Origin of the sequence: Methylobacterium oryzisoli (assembly GCF_046557895.1) — a bacterium.
GTDB lineage: Bacteria > Pseudomonadota > Alphaproteobacteria > Rhizobiales > Beijerinckiaceae > Methylobacterium > Methylobacterium oryzisoli.
This window is the reverse complement of sequence record NZ_JBKIBX010000020.1, coordinates 1-20,389: the sequence shown is the minus strand read 5'-3', so window position 1 is coordinate 20,389 and position 20,389 is coordinate 1. Positions and strand designations below refer to the sequence as shown.

Annotated in this window: 17 protein-coding genes; 7 read left to right on the top strand and 10 right to left on the bottom strand. The window is 67.4% G+C overall.

Annotation, left to right across the window (positions count from 1 at the left end; all coding sequences use genetic code 11):
• Positions 1-144: 144 nt before the first annotated feature.
• Together ACKUB9_RS19305 and ACKUB9_RS19300 are read right to left on the bottom strand one after the other, a co-directional pair.
• Complete coding sequence (locus ACKUB9_RS19305) at positions 145-783, bottom strand: DUF2155 domain-containing protein (RefSeq protein WP_407525734.1); 639 nt, start codon at positions 781-783, stop codon at positions 145-147.
• 103 nt (positions 784-886) lie between these two features.
• Positions 887-1,303, bottom strand: a complete 417-nt coding sequence (locus ACKUB9_RS19300) for an NADH:ubiquinone oxidoreductase subunit NDUFA12 (RefSeq protein ID WP_407525737.1) — start codon at positions 1,301-1,303, stop codon at positions 887-889.
• Positions 1,304-1,830: 527 nt separating this feature from the next.
• Between ACKUB9_RS19300 and ACKUB9_RS19295 the strand changes: the two genes are divergently transcribed.
• The 6 genes from ACKUB9_RS19295 (at position 1,831) to ACKUB9_RS19270 (ending at position 10,974) form a co-directional block, all read left to right on the top strand.
• The gene (locus tag ACKUB9_RS19295) at positions 1,831-5,577 is read left to right on the top strand and encodes a vitamin B12-dependent ribonucleotide reductase (RefSeq protein WP_407525740.1); all 3,747 of its coding nucleotides are present in this window, start codon (positions 1,831-1,833) and stop codon (positions 5,575-5,577) included.
• Positions 5,578-5,951: 374 nt separating this feature from the next.
• On the top strand, positions 5,952-6,140 hold the full coding sequence (locus ACKUB9_RS19290; protein WP_407525743.1) for a hypothetical protein: 189 nt from the start codon (positions 5,952-5,954) through the stop codon (positions 6,138-6,140).
• A 232-nt stretch (positions 6,141-6,372) separates the two neighbouring features.
• Positions 6,373-7,518, top strand: a complete 1,146-nt coding sequence (gene mblB, locus ACKUB9_RS19285) for an anti-phage 6A-MBL system MBL-fold protein (protein ID WP_407525745.1) — start codon at positions 6,373-6,375, stop codon at positions 7,516-7,518.
• Between the two features lie 89 nt (positions 7,519-7,607).
• Positions 7,608-9,383: an anti-phage 6A-MBL system cap2_3 protein gene (gene cap2-3 / locus ACKUB9_RS19280; protein WP_407525784.1), complete on the top strand. Its 1,776-nt coding sequence runs from the start codon at positions 7,608-7,610 to the stop codon at positions 9,381-9,383.
• On the top strand, positions 9,356-9,805 hold the full coding sequence (locus ACKUB9_RS19275; protein WP_407525748.1) for a Mov34/MPN/PAD-1 family protein: 450 nt from the start codon (positions 9,356-9,358) through the stop codon (positions 9,803-9,805). The genes cap2-3 and ACKUB9_RS19275 overlap by 28 nt, the downstream gene beginning before the upstream one ends.
• Positions 9,806-9,810: 5 nt before the next feature.
• The gene (locus tag ACKUB9_RS19270) at positions 9,811-10,974 is read left to right on the top strand and encodes a patatin-like phospholipase family protein (RefSeq protein WP_407525786.1); all 1,164 of its coding nucleotides are present in this window, start codon (positions 9,811-9,813) and stop codon (positions 10,972-10,974) included.
• Positions 10,975-11,160: 186 nt separating this feature from the next.
• Here ACKUB9_RS19270 and ACKUB9_RS19265 read toward each other — a convergent pair whose 3' ends face one another.
• From ACKUB9_RS19265 to ACKUB9_RS19235, 7 genes are all read right to left on the bottom strand, one after another.
• Positions 11,161-11,517: a helix-turn-helix domain-containing protein gene (locus tag ACKUB9_RS19265; protein WP_407525750.1), complete on the bottom strand. Its 357-nt coding sequence runs from the start codon at positions 11,515-11,517 to the stop codon at positions 11,161-11,163.
• Between the two features lie 64 nt (positions 11,518-11,581).
• Positions 11,582-11,773, bottom strand: coding sequence for a hypothetical protein (locus tag ACKUB9_RS19260; protein ID WP_407525753.1), 192 nt, complete (start codon positions 11,771-11,773; stop codon positions 11,582-11,584).
• Positions 11,773-13,935: an AAA family ATPase gene (locus tag ACKUB9_RS19255; protein ID WP_407525755.1), complete on the bottom strand. Its 2,163-nt coding sequence runs from the start codon at positions 13,933-13,935 to the stop codon at positions 11,773-11,775. Before ACKUB9_RS19255 ends, ACKUB9_RS19260 begins: the two co-directional genes overlap by 1 nt.
• Positions 13,936-14,352: 417 nt before the next feature.
• Positions 14,353-14,880, bottom strand: coding sequence for an anti-sigma factor domain-containing protein (locus ACKUB9_RS19250; RefSeq protein ID WP_407525758.1), 528 nt, complete (start codon positions 14,878-14,880; stop codon positions 14,353-14,355).
• 136 nt (positions 14,881-15,016) lie between these two features.
• The gene (locus ACKUB9_RS19245) at positions 15,017-17,197 is read right to left on the bottom strand and encodes a molybdopterin cofactor-binding domain-containing protein (protein WP_407525761.1); all 2,181 of its coding nucleotides are present in this window, start codon (positions 17,195-17,197) and stop codon (positions 15,017-15,019) included.
• Between the two features lie 7 nt (positions 17,198-17,204).
• Positions 17,205-18,191 (bottom strand): FAD binding domain-containing protein, encoded by a 987-nt coding sequence (locus ACKUB9_RS19240; RefSeq protein ID WP_407525764.1) that lies wholly within the window; start codon positions 18,189-18,191, stop codon positions 17,205-17,207.
• Positions 18,188-18,829 (bottom strand): 2Fe-2S iron-sulfur cluster-binding protein, encoded by a 642-nt coding sequence (locus ACKUB9_RS19235; protein WP_407525767.1) that lies wholly within the window; start codon positions 18,827-18,829, stop codon positions 18,188-18,190. Before ACKUB9_RS19235 ends, ACKUB9_RS19240 begins: the two co-directional genes overlap by 4 nt.
• A gap of 109 nt (positions 18,830-18,938) precedes the next feature.
• On the opposite strand from ACKUB9_RS19235, the gene ACKUB9_RS19230 reads away from it, so the two are divergent.
• A complete protein-coding gene (locus ACKUB9_RS19230) occupies positions 18,939-19,853 on the top strand; it encodes a LysR substrate-binding domain-containing protein (protein WP_407525770.1) in 915 nt (304 codons plus the stop codon).
• Between the two features lie 163 nt (positions 19,854-20,016).
• Here ACKUB9_RS19230 and ACKUB9_RS19225 read toward each other — a convergent pair.
• The coding region (locus tag ACKUB9_RS19225; RefSeq protein WP_407525773.1) for a hypothetical protein at positions 20,017-20,389 on the bottom strand (373 nt) is incomplete at its 5' end.

The window sequence follows — 20,389 nt, the reverse complement described above, 5'->3', positions numbered from 1 at the left end:
GCTCCGCCGGCGAAGAGCGCGCGGCGGAGCAGGTCATCGACTGTGCCGAGAGCGGACCCGGCGCCGGCTAATCTACACGCGCAGGCGCGCGCGTCCAGCCGGGCGCCGGCCGATGCGTGGGAAACCTGTCGATCGTCGCTGCGATCAGCGCGGATCGTTGAGCGGCATCGGCGGGACCGGGCCGTCATTCGTCGGGAAGAAGCGCCGCGAGGGCGTCTGGCGCGGCTGCACCGGCGTGCCCCGCAACGGGGCGACGTCCACCTGGCCCTGGCGGTTGACCGGCTGGCTCCGGCGCCCGTCGTCGCGCTGCGCCTGGTCGCGGCGGCGGCGCTCGGGCCGGGCGGCGGCCACCGGCGCGTCGTCCTGCTCCTTGGCCTCCGCGATGATGTCGGTGCCGCCTTTGCAGTCGACCAGCCAGACGTCGTAGATCGGGTGCTCGATGGCGTGCAGGCCGGGGCTCGCGGCGAACATCCAGCCGGTGAAGATCCGCCGGTACTTGTTTTCCAGCGTCACCTCGTCGACTTCGAGGAAGCCGGTGGTGCGGGCGCTCTCGGTCGGGGGGCGCGTGTAGCAGACCCGCGGCGTGAGCTGCAGCGCGCCGAACTGCACGGTCTCGTCCACCGCCACCTCGAACGACACGATGCGCCCGGTGATCTTGTCGAGCCCGGAGAAGACCGCGGTCGGGTTGCGGATCTTGTCGGCCGCCGCCCCCTGCGGGAGGAGCGCCGCGAGGGTCGCGAGGAGGCCGGCGCGCGCGGCGTGTCGAAGGGTCGTGCGGCTCAAGCGGGGCCTCCCAAGGTGATCGCGACCCACGGGATCACGAACGGGATCACGATCGGCGGTCCCGCGGTTAACACCGGAAGGGTGGTGGAAAAAGGGCGCGCGGCTACTCGCCCGGCGTCCAGGGCACGTAGTCGCCCGTGGCGGCGGGGCGCTGGCCGTAGGAGAGCTGCGAGCCGCGCGGCCGGTAGGCCGCCACCGTGCCGGTGAGGTTCTCCTCGTGCGGCTTCTGCCACTCGCGCGGCAGGTAATTTTCCTCGCTCGGCGCCACGTCCACGGTGTGGCTGAGCCAGCCGCGCCATCCGGGCGGCACCTTCGAGGCGTCCGCCTCGCCGTTGTAGATCACCCAGCGCCGCTCCGGCCCGACCGAGGGGTCGATCAGCGGCCCCTGCGCCCGGTAGTAGCGGTTGCCGAACTCGTCCTCGCCCACGAACGAGCCGTGGCGCTTGGTGTAGAGGTCGAGGCTCACGGTCGAGCCGCTCCACCACGTGAAGATGCGGAGCAGGGTGTCTTTCAGCGCCATCGCGGCGGCCTCACGGGGTTCGTCTAGCCTGCGGCGGGGGGCGGCCCGCCCTCTTCGGTCGCGGCGGACTATGGTGAGACGAACCGGGGAAGTCCAGCCGCCGCGCGTCGCGGGGCGCCCGCCCCGCCTCGTGGCGGAATTGCATCAAATGCCACTGAGTTGCGGGGATGCGGTGGTCCGGTTCCGGTGCACAGCGAAAAAATTCGCGCCGAATCCGGAAAGCCCAGCGCGGGGTTAGCCGGGCCGATCGAGATATCCACAGCTTTCGCTTCGCCGACACAACATCTAGCGTGGAACACTGGGGGCGAGCACTAGTTGTTGACGCGAAGGGTCGAATCTCGGTAGCTTGCCGGCACGTTGGACAGCCGGTTCGCCGGCTCACGGTCGACGTGTCCGCGGTGCGAAAGCCGCGGTCGGCAAGCCCTGGCCGCACGCGGTGCGGGCCGGGACGGCATCCTGAACCACTCGGGGAAACGACCGCGCGGTCGCGGTTCGGACAGTCGTGTCTTGACGGGAGAGTATCACCCATGCGGATCGAGCGGCGCATCACCACGGCCGGACAATCCCCCTACGCCGGCATCCCGTTCCGGAAAGCGGTGAGCGAGATCCGCAATCCGGACGGCTCGGTGGTGTTCCGCCTGGACGGCATCGACGTGCCGGAGGCCTGGAGCCAGGTCGCCTGCGACGTGCTGGCCCAGAAGTACTTCCGCAAGGCGGGCGTGCCGGCCGCGCTCCGGCGCGTCGAGGAGACCGGTGTGCCCTCCTTCCTGTGGCGCTCGGTGCCCGACGAGGAGGCGCTCGCCGCCCTGCCCGAGGAGGCGCGCACCGGCTCCGAGACCTCGGCGAGCCAGGTCTTCGACCGGCTCGCGGGCTGCTGGACCTACTGGGGCTGGAAGGGCGGCTACTTCACCGCCGAGGAGGATGCGCAGGCCTTCTACGACGAGCTGCGCGCGATGCTCGCCCGCCAGATGGTGGCGCCGAACTCGCCGCAATGGTTCAACACCGGCCTGCACTGGGCCTACGGCATCGACGGCCCGAGCCAGGGCCACTACTACGTCGACCACGCCACCGGCGCACTGACCAAGTCGGGCAGCGCCTACGAGCATCCGCAGCCGCATGCCTGCTTCATCCAGGGCGTGCAGGACGACCTCGTCAACGAGGGCGGCATCATGGACCTGTGGGTGCGCGAGGCGCGCCTGTTCAAGTACGGCTCGGGCACCGGCTCCAATTTCTCGGCCCTGCGCGGGGAGAACGAGCGGCTGGCCGGCGGCGGCAAGTCGTCGGGCCTGATGAGCTTCCTCAAGATCGGCGACCGGGCGGCGGGCGCGATCAAGTCCGGCGGCACCACGCGGCGCGCCGCCAAGATGGTGATCGTCGACGTCGACCACCCGGACATCGAGCCCTTCATCGACTGGAAGGTGAAGGAGGAGCAGAAGGTCGCGGCCCTCGTCACCGGCTCCAAGGTCGCCGCCCGGCACCTCAAGGCGGTGATGCGCGCCTGCGTGAACTGCGAGGCCGAGGGCGACGCCTGCTTCGACCCCGAGCGCAACCCCGCGCTCAAGCGCGAGGTGAAGGCGGCCCGCCGCGCCATGGTGCCGGACGCCTATATCCGCCGCGTGATCCAGTCCGCCCGCCAGGGCGAGACCGAGGTGGACTTCCCCATCTTCGACACCGACTGGGATTCCGAGGCCTACCTCACGGTCTCGGGGCAGAATTCGAACAACTCGATCTCGCTCACCGACGACTTCCTGCGCGCCGTGGAGGCGGACGGGGACTGGCAGCTCAAGGCCCGCATCGGCGGCAAGGTTACGAAGACCCTCAAGGCGCGGGACCTCTGGGAGCGGATCGGCGCGGCCGCCTGGGCCTCGGCGGATCCGGGCCTGCACTTCAACACCACGATGAACGACTGGCACACCTGCCCGGCGGGCGGGCGGATCCGGGCCTCGAACCCGTGCTCCGAGTACATGTTCCTCGACGACACCGCCTGCAACCTCGCCTCGGCGAACCTGCTCGCGCTCTACGACCGCACCGCCAAGTCCTTCGACGTCGAGGGCTACGAGCATCTCTGCCGGCTCTGGACCATCGTCCTCGAGATCTCGGTGATGATGGCGCAGTTCCCCAGCCGCGAGATCGCCGATCTCTCCTACCGCTACCGCACCCTCGGGCTCGGCTACGCCAATATCGGCGGCCTGCTGATGACCATGGGCCTGCCTTACGATTCCCGCGAGGGCCGGGCGCTCGCGGGCGCGCTCTCCGCCATCATGACGGGCGTCGCCTACGCCACCTCGGCCGAGATGGCGCGCGAGCTCGGGCCCTTCCCGGCCTATGAGGAGAATGCCGACGCGATGCTGCGGGTGATCCGCAACCATCGCCGCGCGGCCCACGGCGAAGAGGGCGGCTACGAGTTCCTGAACACCGATCCGGTGCCCCTCGACCACGCGGCCTGCCCGCAGGGCGACCTCGTGGCCCACGCCACGCGGGCCTGGGACCGGGCGCTCGCGCTCGGCGAGGAGCACGGATACCGCAACGCCCAGGCCACGGTGATCGCCCCCACCGGCACGATCGGCCTGGTGATGGATTGCGACACCACCGGCATCGAGCCCGACTTCGCGCTCGTGAAGTTCAAGAAGCTCGCGGGCGGCGGCTACTTCAAGATCATCAACCGGGCGGTGCCGGACGCGCTGCGCACGCTGGGCTACCGGGAATCCGAGATCGCCGAGATCGAGGCCTACGCGGTGGGCCACGGCTCGCTCGGCCAAGCGCCCGCCGTCAACCCGGGGTCCTTGCGCGCCAAGGGCTTCACGGACGAAAAAATCGCGGCGGTCGAGGCGGGCCTGAAATCGGCCTTCGACATCAAGTTCGTGTTCAACCGCTGGACGCTCGGCGACGACTTCCTGACCCAGACCCTCCGGGTCCCGGCCGACAAGCTCGCCGACCCGGCCTTCGACCTCCTCGCCCATCTCGGCTTCACCCGCCGGGAGATCGACGCCGCCAACGTCCACGTCTGCGGGGCGATGACGCTGGAGGGCGCGCCGCACCTGAAGCGCGAGCACTACGCGGTGTTCGACTGCGCCAACCCGTGCGGGCGCACGGGCACGCGCTACCTCTCGGTGGAGAGCCACATCCGCATGATGGCGGCGGCGCAGCCCTTCATCTCGGGGGCGATCTCCAAGACCATCAACATGCCCAACGACGCCACGGTGGAGGATTGCAAGGAGGCCTACCGCCTCTCCTGGACGCTGGCCCTCAAGGCGAACGCCCTCTACCGCGACGGCTCGAAGCTCTCGCAGCCCCTCAACGCCGCGCTGATCGCGGACGGGGACGACGACGAGGTCGAGGAGATGGTCGAGGCCCTGGTGGCCCAGCCGACCGCCGCCCGGACCGCGGCCGTGGCGGAGAAGATCGTCGAGCGGGTCATCGAGCGCGTCGAGCGCATCCGCTCGCGCGAGAAGCTGCCGGCGCGGCGCAAGGGCTACACCCAGAAGGCCGTGGTCGGCGGCCACAAGGTCTATCTGCGCACCGGCGAGTACGACGACGGGCGGCTCGGCGAGATCTTCATCGACATGCACAAGGAAGGCGCGACCTTCCGCAGCCTGATGAACAACTTCGCCATCGCGATCTCGCTCGGGCTCCAGTACGGCGTGCCGCTGGAGGAGTACGTCGAGGCCTTCACCTTCACCCGCTTCGAGCCGGCGGGTTTCGTGCAGGGCAACGACGCGATCAAGAACGCCACCTCGCTCCTCGACTACGTCTTCCGCGAGCTGGCGGTGTCCTATCTCGGCCGGGCGGACCTCGCCCATGTCAGCCCGTCGGAGATCGGCGGCACGGTGATCGGCGGCGGCGAGAGCGGCGACACCACGCGCGACCCCCCGAAGCCGGCCCCGGCCTCGACCGTCGTGTCCCGCGGCCTGCTGCGCGGCTCGGCCGACCGGCTGACCCTGATCCACGGCGGCCCGGGCGGCACCACCGCCGGGGTGGCGGCCCCCGCGACCGGCCTCTCCGCCCCGGCGGGCGGCACCATCCACGCGGTGCGGGGATCGGTGGCGCTCAAGACAGAGCCGGCGCTCGCCGCCCGGATCGAGACCGCGGCCGACGCCCTGCCCTTCGCCGCCCCCGAGGCGAAGCCCGAGCGCAGCGTCGCGGATCGCCGCGCCGAGGCGAAGATGAAGGGCTATGTCGGCGAAGCCTGCCCCGAATGCGCGAACTTCACGCTGGTGCGCAACGGGACCTGCCTTAAATGCGACACCTGCGGGTCCACAACAGGGTGCTCATAGTTATGCCGTGTTACGTGCTTGTTGTGGCTAGGTTGAAAGTTTGATCTTTTTGCTCGGTTCTGACGCCTCTTGAGCCACGAATGTTTGCTCAAGGGGCGCAGCGGCTCCCGTAAGAGAGGCGAAGTGAGCGTCGCTAGTATGATAGGCCACCGGCTCGAAATGTGAGATCTGCGGATCCACTACCTTGAAGCGGTGGGCGAAGGTTTTCGCGATTGCTCTTCGCCTTCTGCAATCCTCGATGACACGATCCGGGTTGGCGGCGTTGCCGCCAACCCGCCTCGCCCAGACATTTCATCTGCGAGAAGGCCGATGTGCCTCGCGGACGGGCGAGCCACTCACATATCTCGGGCAGAAAGCCCGGCGCAGAGGCCAGAATGGCGAAGAATGCGGGTGACGGTTTCCGTCGCAGTTCCGCGACAGGCCGGATGCAGCTCGTGCGCCCGGACGGGCACTATCAGGAGCGGGACGAGCGCACGGGACATTTCATGGGCGTCAAGCAGACGTCGGGACCCGACAAGGGCGTGACGAAGGAGCCGGACGGTCGCGATACCGACCGCTCGTAGACCGGCCTGCCTCCCATTGCCCTGTGGCAGCCACCCTCATCCTAAAGCGTGAAGCGAAGTCCTTCCGCTTCTGATTTTGGCTCCGCCGCCCTTGGGCCGCCTCACCCCAACGCTCACCCCAACTCGTCACTCTGGTGGCGGGCGAGCGCTGCTTCGCGCTCGCGAGACAGATGGGTGTGCCGAACAAACCGTGAATCAGCTTGGCCTTTGGGGCGAGCTGACATGCTCTTGGATGCTGCAGATGACCGTGACCTTGACGTTTTACCCGCTGGACAACGCAGACTCGACCCGCATCGACCTGAAGGACGGGCGCAAGCTGCTCGTCGACTACGCCGATTTGCGCTGCAGCGGCGACGCGGCGGACCCGCGCATCGATCTTCCGACCACGTTGCGCAACGATCTTCGGGCTGTCGAACGGGATCACTTCGACGTCGTCCTCTTCACCCATCTCGACGACGATCACACCCGCGGCGCCGGCGACTTCTTCCACTTCGAGCAATCGCCGAGCCGTCAGGGCAACGGTCGCATCAAGATGAACTCGCTTTGGGTGCCGGCGGCGGCCCTCACCGAGGAAGGGTGCGAGGGTGATGCCCGGATCATCCGGCAGGAGGCTCGCCACCGCTTCATCAATGGCTCCGGCGTGCGGGTCTTCTCGCGGCCCGGGCGCCTACGGTCCTTTTGCGAGGACAATGGCATTCGTCTGGAGGACCGCCTGCGCCTCATCACCGACGCCGGCCAGCTGGTGCCCGGCTTCGATGACCTGAACGCCGACGGCGGCGTCGAGATCTTCATTCACAACCCGATGGCTTGGCGACTGAACGACCGCGAGATCGAGGAACGCAACGAGGATGCCGTCGTCTTCCAGGCCACGTTCCGGGAAGACTTCAGGGACACCAAGGTGCTCTTCGCGTCCGACGTGAACGCCGACACCATCAGTCACATCGTACAGACCTCCAGGCGCCACGGGAACGAAGATCGGCTCCGTTGGCACGTTTTCAAGATCCCGCACCACTGCAGCTATAAGTCGATCAATCACCATGACAAGGGTGTCGACAAGACGACGCCCATCGAGGACGTACGCTGGCTGTGCGAGGACCAAGCTGAGGACCGCGCCATTCTGGTTGCCACGAGCGAGATCATTCCCGGCAAGGGGTCGTTGCGTGACCTCAGCGTTCAGCCCCCCCATCGTCAGGCAGCCGCCTACTACGAGGACGTGGCCGCCCTGAAGGATGGGCAGTTCGAGGTCACCATGGAGCATTCGCCCCGGCGGAGTCCGAAGCCGTGTCAAGTCTCCATCACCTCCGCCGGTGCATCGTTCGTCGCCGTCGCGTCGCTGCCGAGCGACTACGCCGCCGCGGCCCCCGCGAGGGCCGGCTGATGCGCGGGGTTGCGACCGACGCTGTCTTCGGGGCGCCGTGCGATCCCGGCGAGTTGGTACACCCGCGGGCGCGGGCGGTCTTGCGCCTCGTGATCGACGGAAACACGCAAGGCTACCGCCTCGTCGAGACGCGTCGTGGCACGGAGGGTGACGAGACGCTGATCGTCCTCGTTCATGTCGACCGGCCGCAGGATTTCGTCCATCCGCTGAAGGCCGTCGAGCCATTGGCGTTCCAGTTCAAGGGCGATGGCCTCCCGGGGGTGTTCTCGCTCAGGGAGGAGTTCCCGCCGGTCCCCCATTCGACCGCCGTCTCGCCCAATCTGCCCGTCTACCTGTGCATCGACGACCGCCCTTGGCACGAGGCGCGCCTGAGTTGGACGCCGACGGACTTTCTCATCCGGATCCAGCGGTGGCTCGCAAAGACCGCCCGCGGGGAGCTCCACGGCAACGACCGCGCTCCCTATCCCCTCTTCGCCACACTCGGACCCGTCGTCGTCCTCCCTCGCGATGCGCTCTCCCGGATGTCCAGCGAGCCGGTCGCGATTACGCTCTACAGGGTCGAGGCCGAGGCACGCCGGGAGGTCCTGCTCGCGACCACCGGAGACGTGCCGAAGGGTAGCGCGCAAGTGCCCATGTTGGTGCTGGCGCTTGCGATGCCGCCACAGGATCAGGGTCAGATTCGGTTTCCGCCGCAGACCCTTCGGCAGTTGGCCGACCTGCTTTCGGCTCAGGGCACCGACCTGCTCGCCGCGATCCAGTCCCGCATCAACGCCGCTCTCGAACAGGGCGCCACCCAGGGCGGGAGCGGGCCGCGCGCCGCGACGCTCGAAGCGAGGCTCGGCGTCATTGTGGCCTTCCCGATGCAGGACGAAGCCGGGACGACCACCGCGGGTATAGACCTGCGCGGGTTCTTCTCAATGGCAACCGTCGCGGAGATCGGCCAAAACATCGGTTGCCTCGAACGGACCCCTGACGGCGCTTACGGTCGCGTCCTGTTCGGCCGGCCGGCCGCTTCCAACGACGCGCTGATCGCCGGCGAGATGCACATCGGGCACGACCGTGAATTGGCCGCCCTGGTCTCCGGCGCAGACGGGATCGATGCGCGGAAGGTCGTCATGGTCGGCGCCGGCGCTGTCGGATCCCACGTCTCGGCCTTCCTCGCGCGCGAGGGCTTCTTCTCTTGGACGATCGTCGATGACGACCATTACATGCCACACAATGTGCCGCGCCACGTCCTCCCGCCCGGCGCGGTCGGCATGTCGAAGGCCCGCGCACTTGCGGCGAGCATCAGCGGACTGCTGAAGGACGGCGACGCGAGACCGGTCATCGCCGACGCCCTCGACCCTAGCGAGGCCGCCGAGGGCCTGTGGGCGGCAGTCGCCGCCGGCGACCTCCTGCTCGATGCCTCCGCATCGATCACGGTCGCGCGGCGGCTTGCCGACAAGGAACCATCGCCGCTGCGCCGGATGTCGGTCTTCTTCAACCCCGACGGGACAGATGCCGTGCTGCTCGTCGAACCGGAGGGTCGCCGGAGCACCTTGCGCGACCTCGAAGCGCAACATTACGCGATGATCCTCCGGGATCCGGCACTTCGCGGCCACCTGCGGATGAACGAGGGCCGCATCGCCTATTCGGGGGCATGCCGCCAAGCGACGAACCGCATGCCCGAGACCCGCGTGGCCAGCTGTCGGCCGCTCTCGCCATGGGGATCAAGGACGCTGTCGGTGTGGCGGACGGGGCCGTGTCCGTCTGGCGGATCGAGCGTGGCGGCCTCGTTCGCACCAGCGCGCCGGCTGACGGGTGGGAGCGCGTCCGTCTTGAGAATTGGAGCCTGTCCTTGGCACACTCAGTCATCGCCGAGTTAACGGGGCGTCGCCAGCACGCCCTGCCTTCGGAGACCGGCGGGGTTCTGCTCGGCGTCGTCGACATGGAAGCGCGCAGCATCCACATATGCGCCGCGCTTGATGCCCCTTTGGACAGCAACGCGACGCCGACGAACTTCGAACGAGGCATTGCCGGCCTTCGCGAGGCGATTGCGGGCATCGGCGCCGAAACGGCGGGCCAACTCACCTACGTGGGAGAATGGCACTCGCACCCCGCCGGTGCGCCGACCAGCGCAAGCCGCGTGGACGTCGCGCAGATGACGGAACTGGCGAGGGTCTTCGACGCGAACGGCGTGCCAGGGATCATGGCCATTGCGGGCGACGATGGCATTCGCATCCACGCGGCGAGCCTCCTCGCCGAGGCTCCGGTCACCATCATCACATCCGCGGGAACCCTCCAGTGAACATCATGTCCGATCTGCCTCCCGTGCGGGTTGGTCTGTCCCTCTCGGGAGGCGGCATCCGTGCGGCCGTCTTCCACCTGGGTGTCCTCCGTCGCCTGGCCCGCGATAATCTGCTGGAGCAGGTGTCGAGCCTCTCGACAGTCTCCGGCGGAAGCCTTGTCACTGCCGCGGTCTTCGCGCACTCCGGCATGATCTGGCCGGGATCCGAGCAATATCGCTCCGACGTCTACCCTCGGCTCCGGGAGCTGATCACGGCACGCGACCTTCTCAGTTTCCGTGCCCTCGGATGGCGCGGGATTCTGCGCCATAACGTCCGCATCCTCTCGGATCGCGCGGGTCTGCTCGCCGAGTTCTTGGAGGAAAAATGGAAGATCGTCGGAAATCTCACTGAGCTACCAGACGCGCCGACTTGGTGGATCAACACGACCTGTATCGAGACCGGCAAGAACTGGCGGTTCTGCAAGCGGGAGATGGGAGATTGGCAGTTCGGGCGGCACTACAATCCGCCCTTCGGCATCGCCAAGGCCGCGGCAGCCTCGGCCGCGGTTCCTTACGGCATCGGCGCCCTGACCTTCGTGCTTCCGGAGGATGGCTGGCACAGGACGGATCCCGAGACCCGGCAGCCGCTGGGCAGGACGGCACCGCCGGCCACACGCGTCCGGCTCTGGGACGGGGGCGCGTACGAGAACCTGGGTCTCGAAGCCCTCTACAAACCGGGCGAGCCCCTGAGAGGCTGTGACTTCATCATCTGCAGTGACGCGTCTGGACCGCTCATGCCGCCGGGTCGGGGCCCGGTCCGCGCACTGTTGCGGGGGGAATTGTGGTCTCCCCGCCTCTTCGATGTGACCAGCGACCAGATCCGGGCTTTGAGGTCGCGCATGCTCGCTCGCGACCTCGAAAGCGGCATCATCCGGGGCGTGCTGCTCAAGATGGGGAACTCGGTTCGCGACATCGACGTGAAGCTCAACCGACTCCGCGAGTCACGGGACTATGACCGGTTCCTACCCGATGGCGAGAGCCGCCTCGCCTTGAACCACCCGACCGATCTCAAAGCCCCTTCGACGGCCCTGTTCGACCAGATCGCGCGGCACGGGTTCGAAGTCGCGGACACGGTCCTGACGGGCCGCGCGCAGGCCTCGTTCCCGCAGACGCGTTCCTGGGCTGATTAATGAAGGAGGCCCTCGCCCGTGTGCTCTGCCAAACGGCGCGGGCTGCCCTGGGCGACAACTTCCACCAGCAACACTGCCTGAGGACAAAACAGCCTCGATGAGGAATATCCAAACGCGTTCCCGCGCCTACCTGAGATGCGACGGCTCGCCTCACTGAAGAATGTCCATCGATGTCACTCCACAACACTATTGTGCGTTATCTCTGGAATATTCGGAAGAGCTGATGAGCCGCACCCGATTTTTACTCAGCCATTTCTCGATTATCTGAAGAAATTCCTCGCGGCGTTTGTCGCCAGCCGCTACGAGGAGTCGACTCAGTTCAGCTTCAAGTGGCCGTTCGATCGAATTTTCTTCATTTATTGCTAGAGGACCGAACGGCAGCTCATGGGTATCCATCAGATCGAGAAGGTAGGCAACCTCAGATGGGGGGCCTTTGCTTGCCCAATAGTGGACGGTGCGCAGGCCTACGCCAATCTCGCTGGCAAATTCCACCTGGGTTTTGCCTAGTGCACGAAGGACCGCTTTGAACCCCAGTCCGTCCATTGTCCCTTCTCGACAGGAAAATCGAAGGAATGGGTAGCTGTCTGGCTACAGCGTATCAACCTTCTTACACGAAGCGGTTGCGGTCTTCTAACGCCTGCCTCCGCCGCTCGAACTCGGTACGCCGCCGGACGATCTCAGCCAATCCTTCGATGACAGCCTCGCGCTCTCCATCGAGTGCCTCGCAGAGTGCATCGATTGCGTCGGAAAGCGGCTGGAGATCTCCCAGATCCAGGGCGGCGGGTGGTAGTGCAAACATCACCGTACCTCCTCGATGCTAGTAGCGGCCTTGCGAGCGATCAGCATGCCATTTGAAGTCAGTACGCGGTCGATGCCTTCGTGGGAGACGTAGCCAGTCTCCTCAAGCTCGCACGCGATTGCCTGAAGCGACAGCCTACGGTTCATCAGAATGTCCCGCGCCCGGTCGCTCGCGTGCCGCAAGCGTTCGGCAACGGCCGGCAGCAAACCCGAGATCAAGTGCATGTCCGTAGCGGCTGCCTCCACGTAGACGTTGCCGAGACGACCCAAGCCGTAGGTCAGCTCGATATCACGCGCGATTTCGGTCGCCATGGCGAGATCGGAGGCGGGGCCGAAGCCTGCGCCGATCGACCCGGTGCCAAATTCGATCTCTTCAGCGATCCGACCAGCCAGAAGCGAAGCCATCGCCGCCTCCAGCTCGTGCAGGGTCGCCGCTCCATCGGTGGCGAGCTCCAGGCAGGCCTGCCCGCCGCTGTCGTGGAGGGAGAGCGCCACGAGCTTGCCGAAACCGAGAACGTGGCTGACCACGGCATGCCCAGCCTCATGGATGGCAAAGCGGTGTCTGGTACCAGGCGGCAGCGGGTGACGGCCTTGGCGGATCTCACCTAGCACATCCTCTAGGGTCACGGCTCGGCCGGTGCGGCGTGCCGTTCCTTTGGCGCGCCGCACGAAGGCCTCAACGTCCGCGCCTGTCATGCCGCGCGCGGCCAGCGCCAGAGGCAGCATCGGCGAAGCCGGCAGGACCTCCCGACCGAGGTGGTGGCGGAAAATCCGGGCGAGTGCCTCCGTATCCGGCCTCGCGATCGCGATCTCGCGGTCAAGGCGCCCTGCCCGCTTCACGGCGGGGTCGATCTTCTCCGGATGGTTCGTGGCTGCCACCACCACGACGCCGGGCCGCTCCTCAACCCCGGCGAGCAGCTCGAGAAACAGGTTCACGATCTGGAACCAGTACTGTACGTACTCCCCCCGGATCTGGCCGCGATCGGAGATGCCGTCGAGTTCGTCGATGAACAGGATACAAGGTGCCTGCGCCTTGGCCTGCGCGAAGACCTTGCGGATTGCCTGGAGCGTGCCGGAAAGATAGTCCGCGCTGTTCCACTCGGCGACCGAGGTTGCCACCAGTGGCACTCGCGCGCTCTTCGCCAACGCACGGGCGAAGCTCGTCTTACCGACGCCTGGCGGACCCGAGAGCAGCAGGCCGCGGTGGTCGAACTCGGCCCAGGTCAGCCGACCAGCGCGATAGGCCTGCAGATCGGCACTGGCTGCCAATCCCCAGACCTTAGCCTCGCCATAGCCGTCCAGTTCCTCAAGGGCGGATCCTTCGTCGAGGTAATCGGCCTTGGCCGCAATGACTCGCTCTAGCGCCTCGATGCAGTCGTCGGGCGATGCCGTTCTGCGGAAGGCGACGGGCAGATCGGCGACGTCGATCATGCGCAGGAGATCCGGATCTATCCTCCGCGTCGGCGGAGCACCCACGACGGCTTCGACCACGAGCGCGAGGCCAGCCTCATCCAGGCTTGGCAGCGCGATCCGGTGCTCGGCCGACCGCATCAGGTCGCGTGGCAGCTGGCGCTTCGGATCCGGAGCGATGCCGACGATCGGCACCCGCACATGCAGGGCGGAACCGATCACCTCATTGCCTTTCTCCGGCCGAGCGTCGCGCCCGATCCCGTCGCAGATGAACAGGGCGGCATGCCTGTGGGTCAGTTCGCGTACTCTACCGGCTGAGAGTTCAACGACCTTGGTGTCGGGCCGGAACAGGCACTTCTCGGCGATCATGCGGACCGGCACGACGAGGTCGGCAATATGAGTGGCGAGTGCGATGACGGGCGCCTCGCGGCGAAGCCGACGCAGGAGGCCGGGCTCCGCCTCGATTGCGCGGGCGACCATGACGGCCACTGCGGCGAGATCGGCGGGTACGGGCACGTGCGCGGTCTCGGGACAGTTCGCCTCGTCCTGTACGACAATCTGCTCGACGGCGTCGCTCTCGTCGGTCGGAGCATCGTCGTCGAAGCTGTAAGAGTTGGAACGACGGCTCGCCTTGAGCCGCTTGCGCTCGTCTTGGGTGAGTTGCTGCAGAAAGGCGCGAGCGAGTTGGTCGCCGAGTACGCCGTTGCGCGGATCTGAAGCCTGGAATGCAGGAACAGGTGATGGAGCAAGCATGCGAGATCTCCTGCGGCCGCGTGATGATGGCGGCCGGCAGCATGAGGGCTGGGCTGGATCAGCGACGCGGCTGGCTCGACGGGATCAAAGCGCTCGGCGGGCGTCGGCCTCAGGAGATCGCCTGCTTCGTAGGCGATAGGCTTGATTAGAACATAGCAGGAACAAGCGCTAGCGGCGATAGAGCTTGTCCACAAGCTGCGGACGCAGTGCATCTTGGTCCGCTACGCGCCATTTCCGGACATTCGCTCCACGTCGCCGGAATGGCTGCTAGTCGCGCGACAGCGGACCTCTCAAAATCCGCATGCAGTGACTTCAGCCCTCGCCCATTCGCATATGAGTGTGAGGGCGGATTTTGCCCCAGAGGCGCCTCGCCTCGGATCATCGATTTGTTCGATGGGCTGCTGCACTGCCTTTCGCTCACAGCGTCCGGGCGGTCAGTCCTTTCATCAGTATCGGGCCCGTCGTTCGGCCGGTCGGCGAGCTGCTCTCAGGCTCCAGGGTGATCTCGAAGAGTTGTTCGGGAACAGCCCTCGGCAGATCGTCCACGCGCAGGTTGAGCCGCCTTGCCGTCCCGGTGAGGCCGACCGAGACGGGACCGCGGGTCCGATCCCAAAGGGTCCAGACCTCCAGCGCGCGTCCACTCGGAACCGGCAGGTCAGCGAGCGAGATCAGATCGGCGTCGCCGTCGGCTGAAACGTTGACGATCGCCGCAACCCGATTGCCTTCGGTGAGGAGGGCAGCAACCAAGACCGGCGCAGGCGGCCGCGCCGCAAGCACCGCGAGACCTGCAGCGAGAACCAAGCAGGCGATCCCGACGGCGAGGCCGGTGCCACGCCAGAAGCCGAGGCCTACCGGCCTCCTCCGAGGTGAACGCGGGCTCGTCGTCCGCGGCTGCCGTCCCGTAGGATCGCCGGAATTTCCCGCCCGGACACTACTGCTAGGCACTGACGTACTCGGTGTGCCCGCCCGCGCGCTCCGCGGCCGTGATAATGCCGGCCACCTCCGCCGGGCCAGCTACCGGCGGCGCATGAGGCTCTGGCGCCTGATGCCGGCGGCTCGGTCATCCGATCCGCGAACGCTCCTACGTCGCTGATCGCGAGAGCCCCTCTAGCACCTTATCCAGCGTGATCGGGAAGTCCCGCACCCGCACTCCGGTCGCGTTGTACACGGCGTTGCCGACTGACGCGCCAGCTCCGCAGATGCCGAGTTCGCCGATGCCCTTGATGCCGAGCGGATTGCCTTTGTCGTCCTCCTCCTCGACGAAGAAGGCCTCGACGTTCGGCACGTCGGCATGGACCGGCAGGTGGTATTCGGCGAGGTCGTGATTGACGAACTGCCCGAAGCGTGGGTCGACGATGGCGTCCTCGTGCAGCGCCGACGAGACGCCCCAGATCATGCCGCCGAGCATCTGCGACCGAGCGGTCTTGGGGTTGAGGACGCGGCCGACCGCGAAGACGCCGAGCATCCGCCGCAGGCGGATCTCGCCCGTATCGGCATCGACGCCCACCTCCGCGAAATGAGCCCCGAACCCGTGCTGCGAGAACTGCCTGTAGCTCTCGCCCATGCCGCCGATCTCGCCCCTGGCGGTCACCTCCTCGCCCGCGACCGCCCGGGCGAGATCCAGGAACGGCGCCGACAGCGCTAGCCGGGCACGGTCGGCGAGCGCTGCGCGGAGTTTTGCGCAAGCGTCCTTCACGGCGGAGCCTGAACTCGCCGCTCCCCACGAGCCGCCCGAGCCGGGGGACCGCGGAAAACGCGTGTCGCCAAGTTGCACGCGGATCTCATCCGGCGGAAGGCCGAGCTCGTCCGCGGCGATCTGGGTCAGGATCGTGTAGGTGCCGGTGCCGATGTCGGTCATGTCCGTTCGCACCGTGACGGTTCCTTCACGGTCGAGCGTCGCAGACGCCTCGCAGCGGCCGAGATAGTTCGGACGAATGGCGGCCGACATGCCGTAGCCGATCAGCCAGCGCCCGTCGCGTCGCTCGCCCGGCATCGTCGGCCGCTCGCTCCAGCGGAAGCGCCTGGCACCCTCACGCAGGCAGCGCACGAGATTGCGTGAGGAGAAGGGAACCTGCCGCTCGGGGTCTCTGTCCGGCTCGTTCAAGACCCGCAGCTCGACCGGGTCGAGCCCGAGTGCGCCGGCGAGCTCGTCCATCGCCGTTTCGAGCGCGAGCAGGCCTGGAGCCTCCCCCGGCGCTCGCACCGGTTCGCCGCCCTGCATGTCGAGCGGCACGAGCCGATGACGTGTCGACCGGTTCGGCGCGGCGTAGAGAGAGCGCGTCGCGGTCGCGGTCTGCTCGGCGAACTCCTCCATCACGGACGTCTGCATGTAGACGTCGTGCGAGATGCCGGTGAGCCGGCCGTCGCGCGCCGCTGCGAGTTTTACGTGCTGCACGCTCGCCGGGCGATGCCCGACATTGTGAAAGACCTGCTGGCGCGTCTGTGCGGCCTTCACGGGCCGGCGCAGCTCGCGCGCCGCCATGGCGGCCAGGATCGTCTCGGCCCGGACCCCGAGCTTGCCGCCGAAACCGCCGCCAATGAAGGGGCTCACGATCCGCACGTCCTCGACAGACATTCGCAGCGTCGCAGCGACGGCCGTGCGCGTATTGGCGAGCGTCTGTGTCGCGGTGTGGATAGTCAGCCGCGAGCCGTCCCACTCGGCGAGTGCCGCGTGAGGCTCGAGTGCGTTGTGTGCCTGGTAGCCGACCCAGTACCGGCTATCGACCGTGACAGCAGCGCTCGCGAAGGCCGCCTCGAAATCTCCCGAGGCAGTGTCCGTCGCCATGCCGACGTTGATGGTCGGCGGCGCATAGGCTTTGTCGAGGTTGGCGCGCAGATCGGTTGCTTGCGGCTCCGCCGCGTAGGTCACCCGGATCAGCGAGGCCGCGTGCCGCGCCGCCTCGAAGGAGTGCGCCACGACGAAGGCGACGGGCTCCCCCCAGAACCGCACCCGATCGTCGCCGAGGAACGGGCGGGCGCGGGCGAAGCGGTTCGGCACGCCTTGCGGATCCCGAGCCGACCCGAATTCAGCCTGCCGCGGCGCGTTCCGATGCGTCATCACGAGGAGGACGCCCGGCGCGAGCTCCGCGAGCCGGGTGTCGATCTCGGCCACTCGTCCCTTGGCGATCGCCGCTGGCAGGATGAAGCCATGCGCGGGTGCCCGGTCCGGGCGAAACTCGTGCGCGTAGGTCGCCGCGCCCGTGACCTTGAGCCGTCCGTCGACGCGATCGAGCGGCTGGCCGATGCTGGGTTGAGTTGTCATGGCTGCCTCACGCAATGTCGGTGGCGTCGGCGAGCACGCGCCGGATCGTCCGGCGGGCAAGCTCGATCTTAAAATCATTGCTGCCGTGCCCGCGTGCGCCCGACATGGCAGCCTCCGCCGCGCCCGCGAACGCCGCCGCTCCCGGCGCCTCGCCCGCGAGCACACGTTCCGCCTTCGGGACGCGCCAGGGTTTCGGGGCAACGCCGCCGAGTGCGATCCGGGCCGAACGGACCCGTCCTCCTGGGGCGTCGACGATCGTCGCCACCGACACGAGCGCGAATGCGTAGGAGGCCCGGTCGCGGACCTTGCGATAGAGCTGCCGCCCGGGCGGAGGTGGCGGCAGCACCACCGCGGTGATCATCTCGCCGCGCCGGAGGGTCGTCTCCAGATGCGGCGTATCGCCGGGAAGTCGGTGCAGGTCGGCAACCGGAATGGCGCGTTCCGTCCCGTCGGGCGCCATGGTCTCAACCGACGCATCGAGCGCACGCATGGCCACCGCCATGTCGGACGAGTGCGTTGCGATGCAAGACTCGCTCGCGCCAAGGACTGCGTGGATCCTGTTGAAGCCGCCGAGGGCGGCGCAACCCGAGCCCGGCTGGCGTTTGTTGCAGGGCATGGAAGGGTCGTAGAAGTAGTAGCACCGCGTTCGCTGGAGGAGGTTGCCCCCGGTCGAGGCCTTGTTGCGCAGTTGCGCCGAGGCGCCGGCGAGGAGGGCCTGGGCGAGCACCGGGTAGTGCCGACGCACCCGCATGTCGGCGGCCAGGTCGGCGTTGCGTACCTGCGCGCCGATCCGTAGGCCGCCGGCTGGCGTGTCGTCGATTGAGGCGAGGGGCAGACGCGAGACGTCGACGAGATGCGCCGGGCGCTCGATGCCGAGCTTCATCAGATCGAGGAGATTTGTTCCGCCCGCGATGAAGGTCGCGCCAGGATGCGCCGCGACGGCGGCGGCTGCGGATCGGGCATCCGCGGCCCGTTCATACGTGAAAGGGATCATAGGCTTCCCCCGTCTGCGACGTCGCGGATGGCCGCGACGATGTTCGGGTAGGCGGCGCAGCGGCACAGGTTGCCGCTCATGCGTTCGCGGATCTCGGCATCGGTGAGCGCGACGCGCTCGGCGGAGAGATCGGCCGTGACGTGGCTCGGCATTCCGCGCGCGGCCTCCTCCAACATCGCGACGGACGAGCAGATCTGGCCGGGCGTGCAATACCCGCATTGGAAACCGTCGCGGCTGACGAAAGCCGCCTGCATCGGGTGGAGCATGTCGCCGTCGGCGAGGCCCTCGATGGTCATGATCCGGTCACCCTCGTGCATGACGACGAGCGAGAGGCAGCTGTTGATGCGTCGGCCCTCGACGAGCACCGTGCAGGCGCCGCATTGACCGTGATCGCAACCCTTCTTCGAGCCGGTCAGGCCGATCGTTTCCCGCAAAGCGTCTAGGAGCGTCGTGCGCGTGTCGACCTCGATGGCGTGGTCACGCCCATTCACGGTCAGCCGGACCGGAACGGTCGGCACCGGCGCTGGCTGCGCCTGCGCGGCCGCCTTCGCCGGTACGCCGGCCGCGAGAACGCTGGCGGCAGCCGCCTCGAACAGCGTTCTGCGATCGATGCGGCAGGTGGAAGGTTGGTCGGCCATGGGCCTCTCCGGGTCGGACCTGTTCCCAAGGGGGAGAACGTGATCAGCTTGGGGTTGGTTTGATCGTACTTTCCAAGCCTGTGATCACCGGTGCTTATCAGGAGGTTGCGTGGACCTCAGAAGCCTTGAGATCTTCGTAGCGGTCGCCGAGGAACTGCATTTCCGACGTGCCGCGTCCCGGCTCAACACCACTCAGCCGGCCGTGAGCATGCGCATCCGCGCGCTTGAGGACCTCGTCGGCGTCGCGTTGATCGCGCGAGACCGCCGCAGTGTGGCGCTGACGGAGGCGGGGCGATCCTTCCTGGACCATGCGCGGTCGGCAGTCCGTCACGGTCGGGACGGCATGCTCCAGGCGAGAATGGCGGCTCGCGGGGAGATCGGGCTGCTGCGCCTCGGCTACACCCCGCTCACGTCCTACGCGGGGATGCCGACGCTCGTTCGACGCTTCCGTGAGGCGCATCCCGGTGTGCGGGTCGAGCTCGTCCAAGACGTCTCAGCGGGATTGGAGGCCGCCGTGACCGCTGACGCGGTCGACATCGCCCTGCTACATCCGCCCGTGTATCAGGCCGGGATCTCGTTCGAGGAGTTGCACCAGGAAGAGCTGATCCTGGCGATTCCGGCTGAGCATCGCCTGGCGCGAGTTTCCGCCGTACGCATGCACGACCTCGACGGTGAGCCGTTCCTGATCGGCCCCCGCAGCCTCGGACCGCATCTGTACGACGAGATCATCCTCAGGTTTCGTCAAGCTGCGATCCAGCCGAACATCGTGCAGGAGATCGCAGGCATGGCCAACCTGATCGGGCTCGCGGCGGCAGGTGTGGGGCTAGGCTTTGTGATCAGATCGCTGGACGTGATCCAGCGGCCCGGCGTGATCTACCGTCCCATCGTCGACGTGCAGCCGCTGCACTTGCCCGTAGCTATCGCGTGGCGAGAGAATTCTCAATCGGCGATCCTTACCCATGTCCGCGCCGTGGCCGGGGAGTGCTACCCACTCCGGGAGCACTCACCCAACGCACCGTCCTGATCTGCGCTTGCTGACATGCCGCGAAGGGGAAGGCTCGCCGTGGAGGAACTGCATTGGACGGCTCATTGACTGAAATGGGCGCGGACGCGAACTCGAGACCCACACCGGGCTGTCGAAGGATCCGGCATCCGGCAGCAAGGTCAAACGCTGGGCCGAAGGCCCGTCAGTGCACCCTCGGCTCCGCCGCGCGATCCTTGCGTCGGTCCTTCTTGCGCAGCTTCCTCGGCGGCGGCGCGTCCTCCTCGTCGTTGGCCCGCTCAGCGAGCGCGAAGGCGTGCAGGCGCTCCGCCCTTCCCGCGTCGCTGTCGACACCTTGGGTCAGCGCGTAGAACGCGGCTCGCACGATCTCCTTCTTCTTGGCGTCCGGGTGTTGCTCGCGGACGGCAGCGATCAACTCCTTCGGCTTCATGTCGGGCTTGGAGAGCTTGCACAGTGTCGCGGCGAGCGCCTGAATGTCGGACAAGGCCTGTACCGCCCGCGGTTTGTGAGACACCGATTTAAACCCTATGCGGCGAGAGCCGCCGGTGGAAGCTGCG

What these genes read in the sequence shown, in the direction of transcription:
- ACKUB9_RS19235 (WP_407525767.1), bottom strand. Translation starts at nt 18,829, where the DNA reads ATGGCCGACCAACCTTCCACCTGCCGCATCGATCGCAGAACGCTGTTC.
- ACKUB9_RS19265 (WP_407525750.1), bottom strand. Translation starts at nt 11,517, where the DNA reads ATGGACGGACTGGGGTTCAAAGCGGTCCTTCGTGCACTAGGCAAAACC.
- ACKUB9_RS19290 (WP_407525743.1), top strand. Translation starts at nt 5,952, where the DNA reads ATGGCGAAGAATGCGGGTGACGGTTTCCGTCGCAGTTCCGCGACAGGC.
- ACKUB9_RS19295 (WP_407525740.1), top strand. Translation starts at nt 1,831, where the DNA reads ATGCGGATCGAGCGGCGCATCACCACGGCCGGACAATCCCCCTACGCC.
- ACKUB9_RS19260 (WP_407525753.1), bottom strand. Translation starts at nt 11,773, where the DNA reads ATGTTTGCACTACCACCCGCCGCCCTGGATCTGGGAGATCTCCAGCCG.
- ACKUB9_RS19245 (WP_407525761.1), bottom strand. Translation starts at nt 17,197, where the DNA reads ATGACAACTCAACCCAGCATCGGCCAGCCGCTCGATCGCGTCGACGGA.
- mblB (WP_407525745.1), top strand. Translation starts at nt 6,373, where the DNA reads ATGCTGCAGATGACCGTGACCTTGACGTTTTACCCGCTGGACAACGCA.
- ACKUB9_RS19240 (WP_407525764.1), bottom strand. Translation starts at nt 18,191, where the DNA reads ATGATCCCTTTCACGTATGAACGGGCCGCGGATGCCCGATCCGCAGCC.
- ACKUB9_RS19255 (WP_407525755.1), bottom strand. Translation starts at nt 13,935, where the DNA reads ATGCTTGCTCCATCACCTGTTCCTGCATTCCAGGCTTCAGATCCGCGC.
- ACKUB9_RS19270 (WP_407525786.1), top strand. Translation starts at nt 9,811, where the DNA reads ATGTCCGATCTGCCTCCCGTGCGGGTTGGTCTGTCCCTCTCGGGAGGC.
- ACKUB9_RS19300 (WP_407525737.1), bottom strand. Translation starts at nt 1,303, where the DNA reads ATGGCGCTGAAAGACACCCTGCTCCGCATCTTCACGTGGTGGAGCGGC.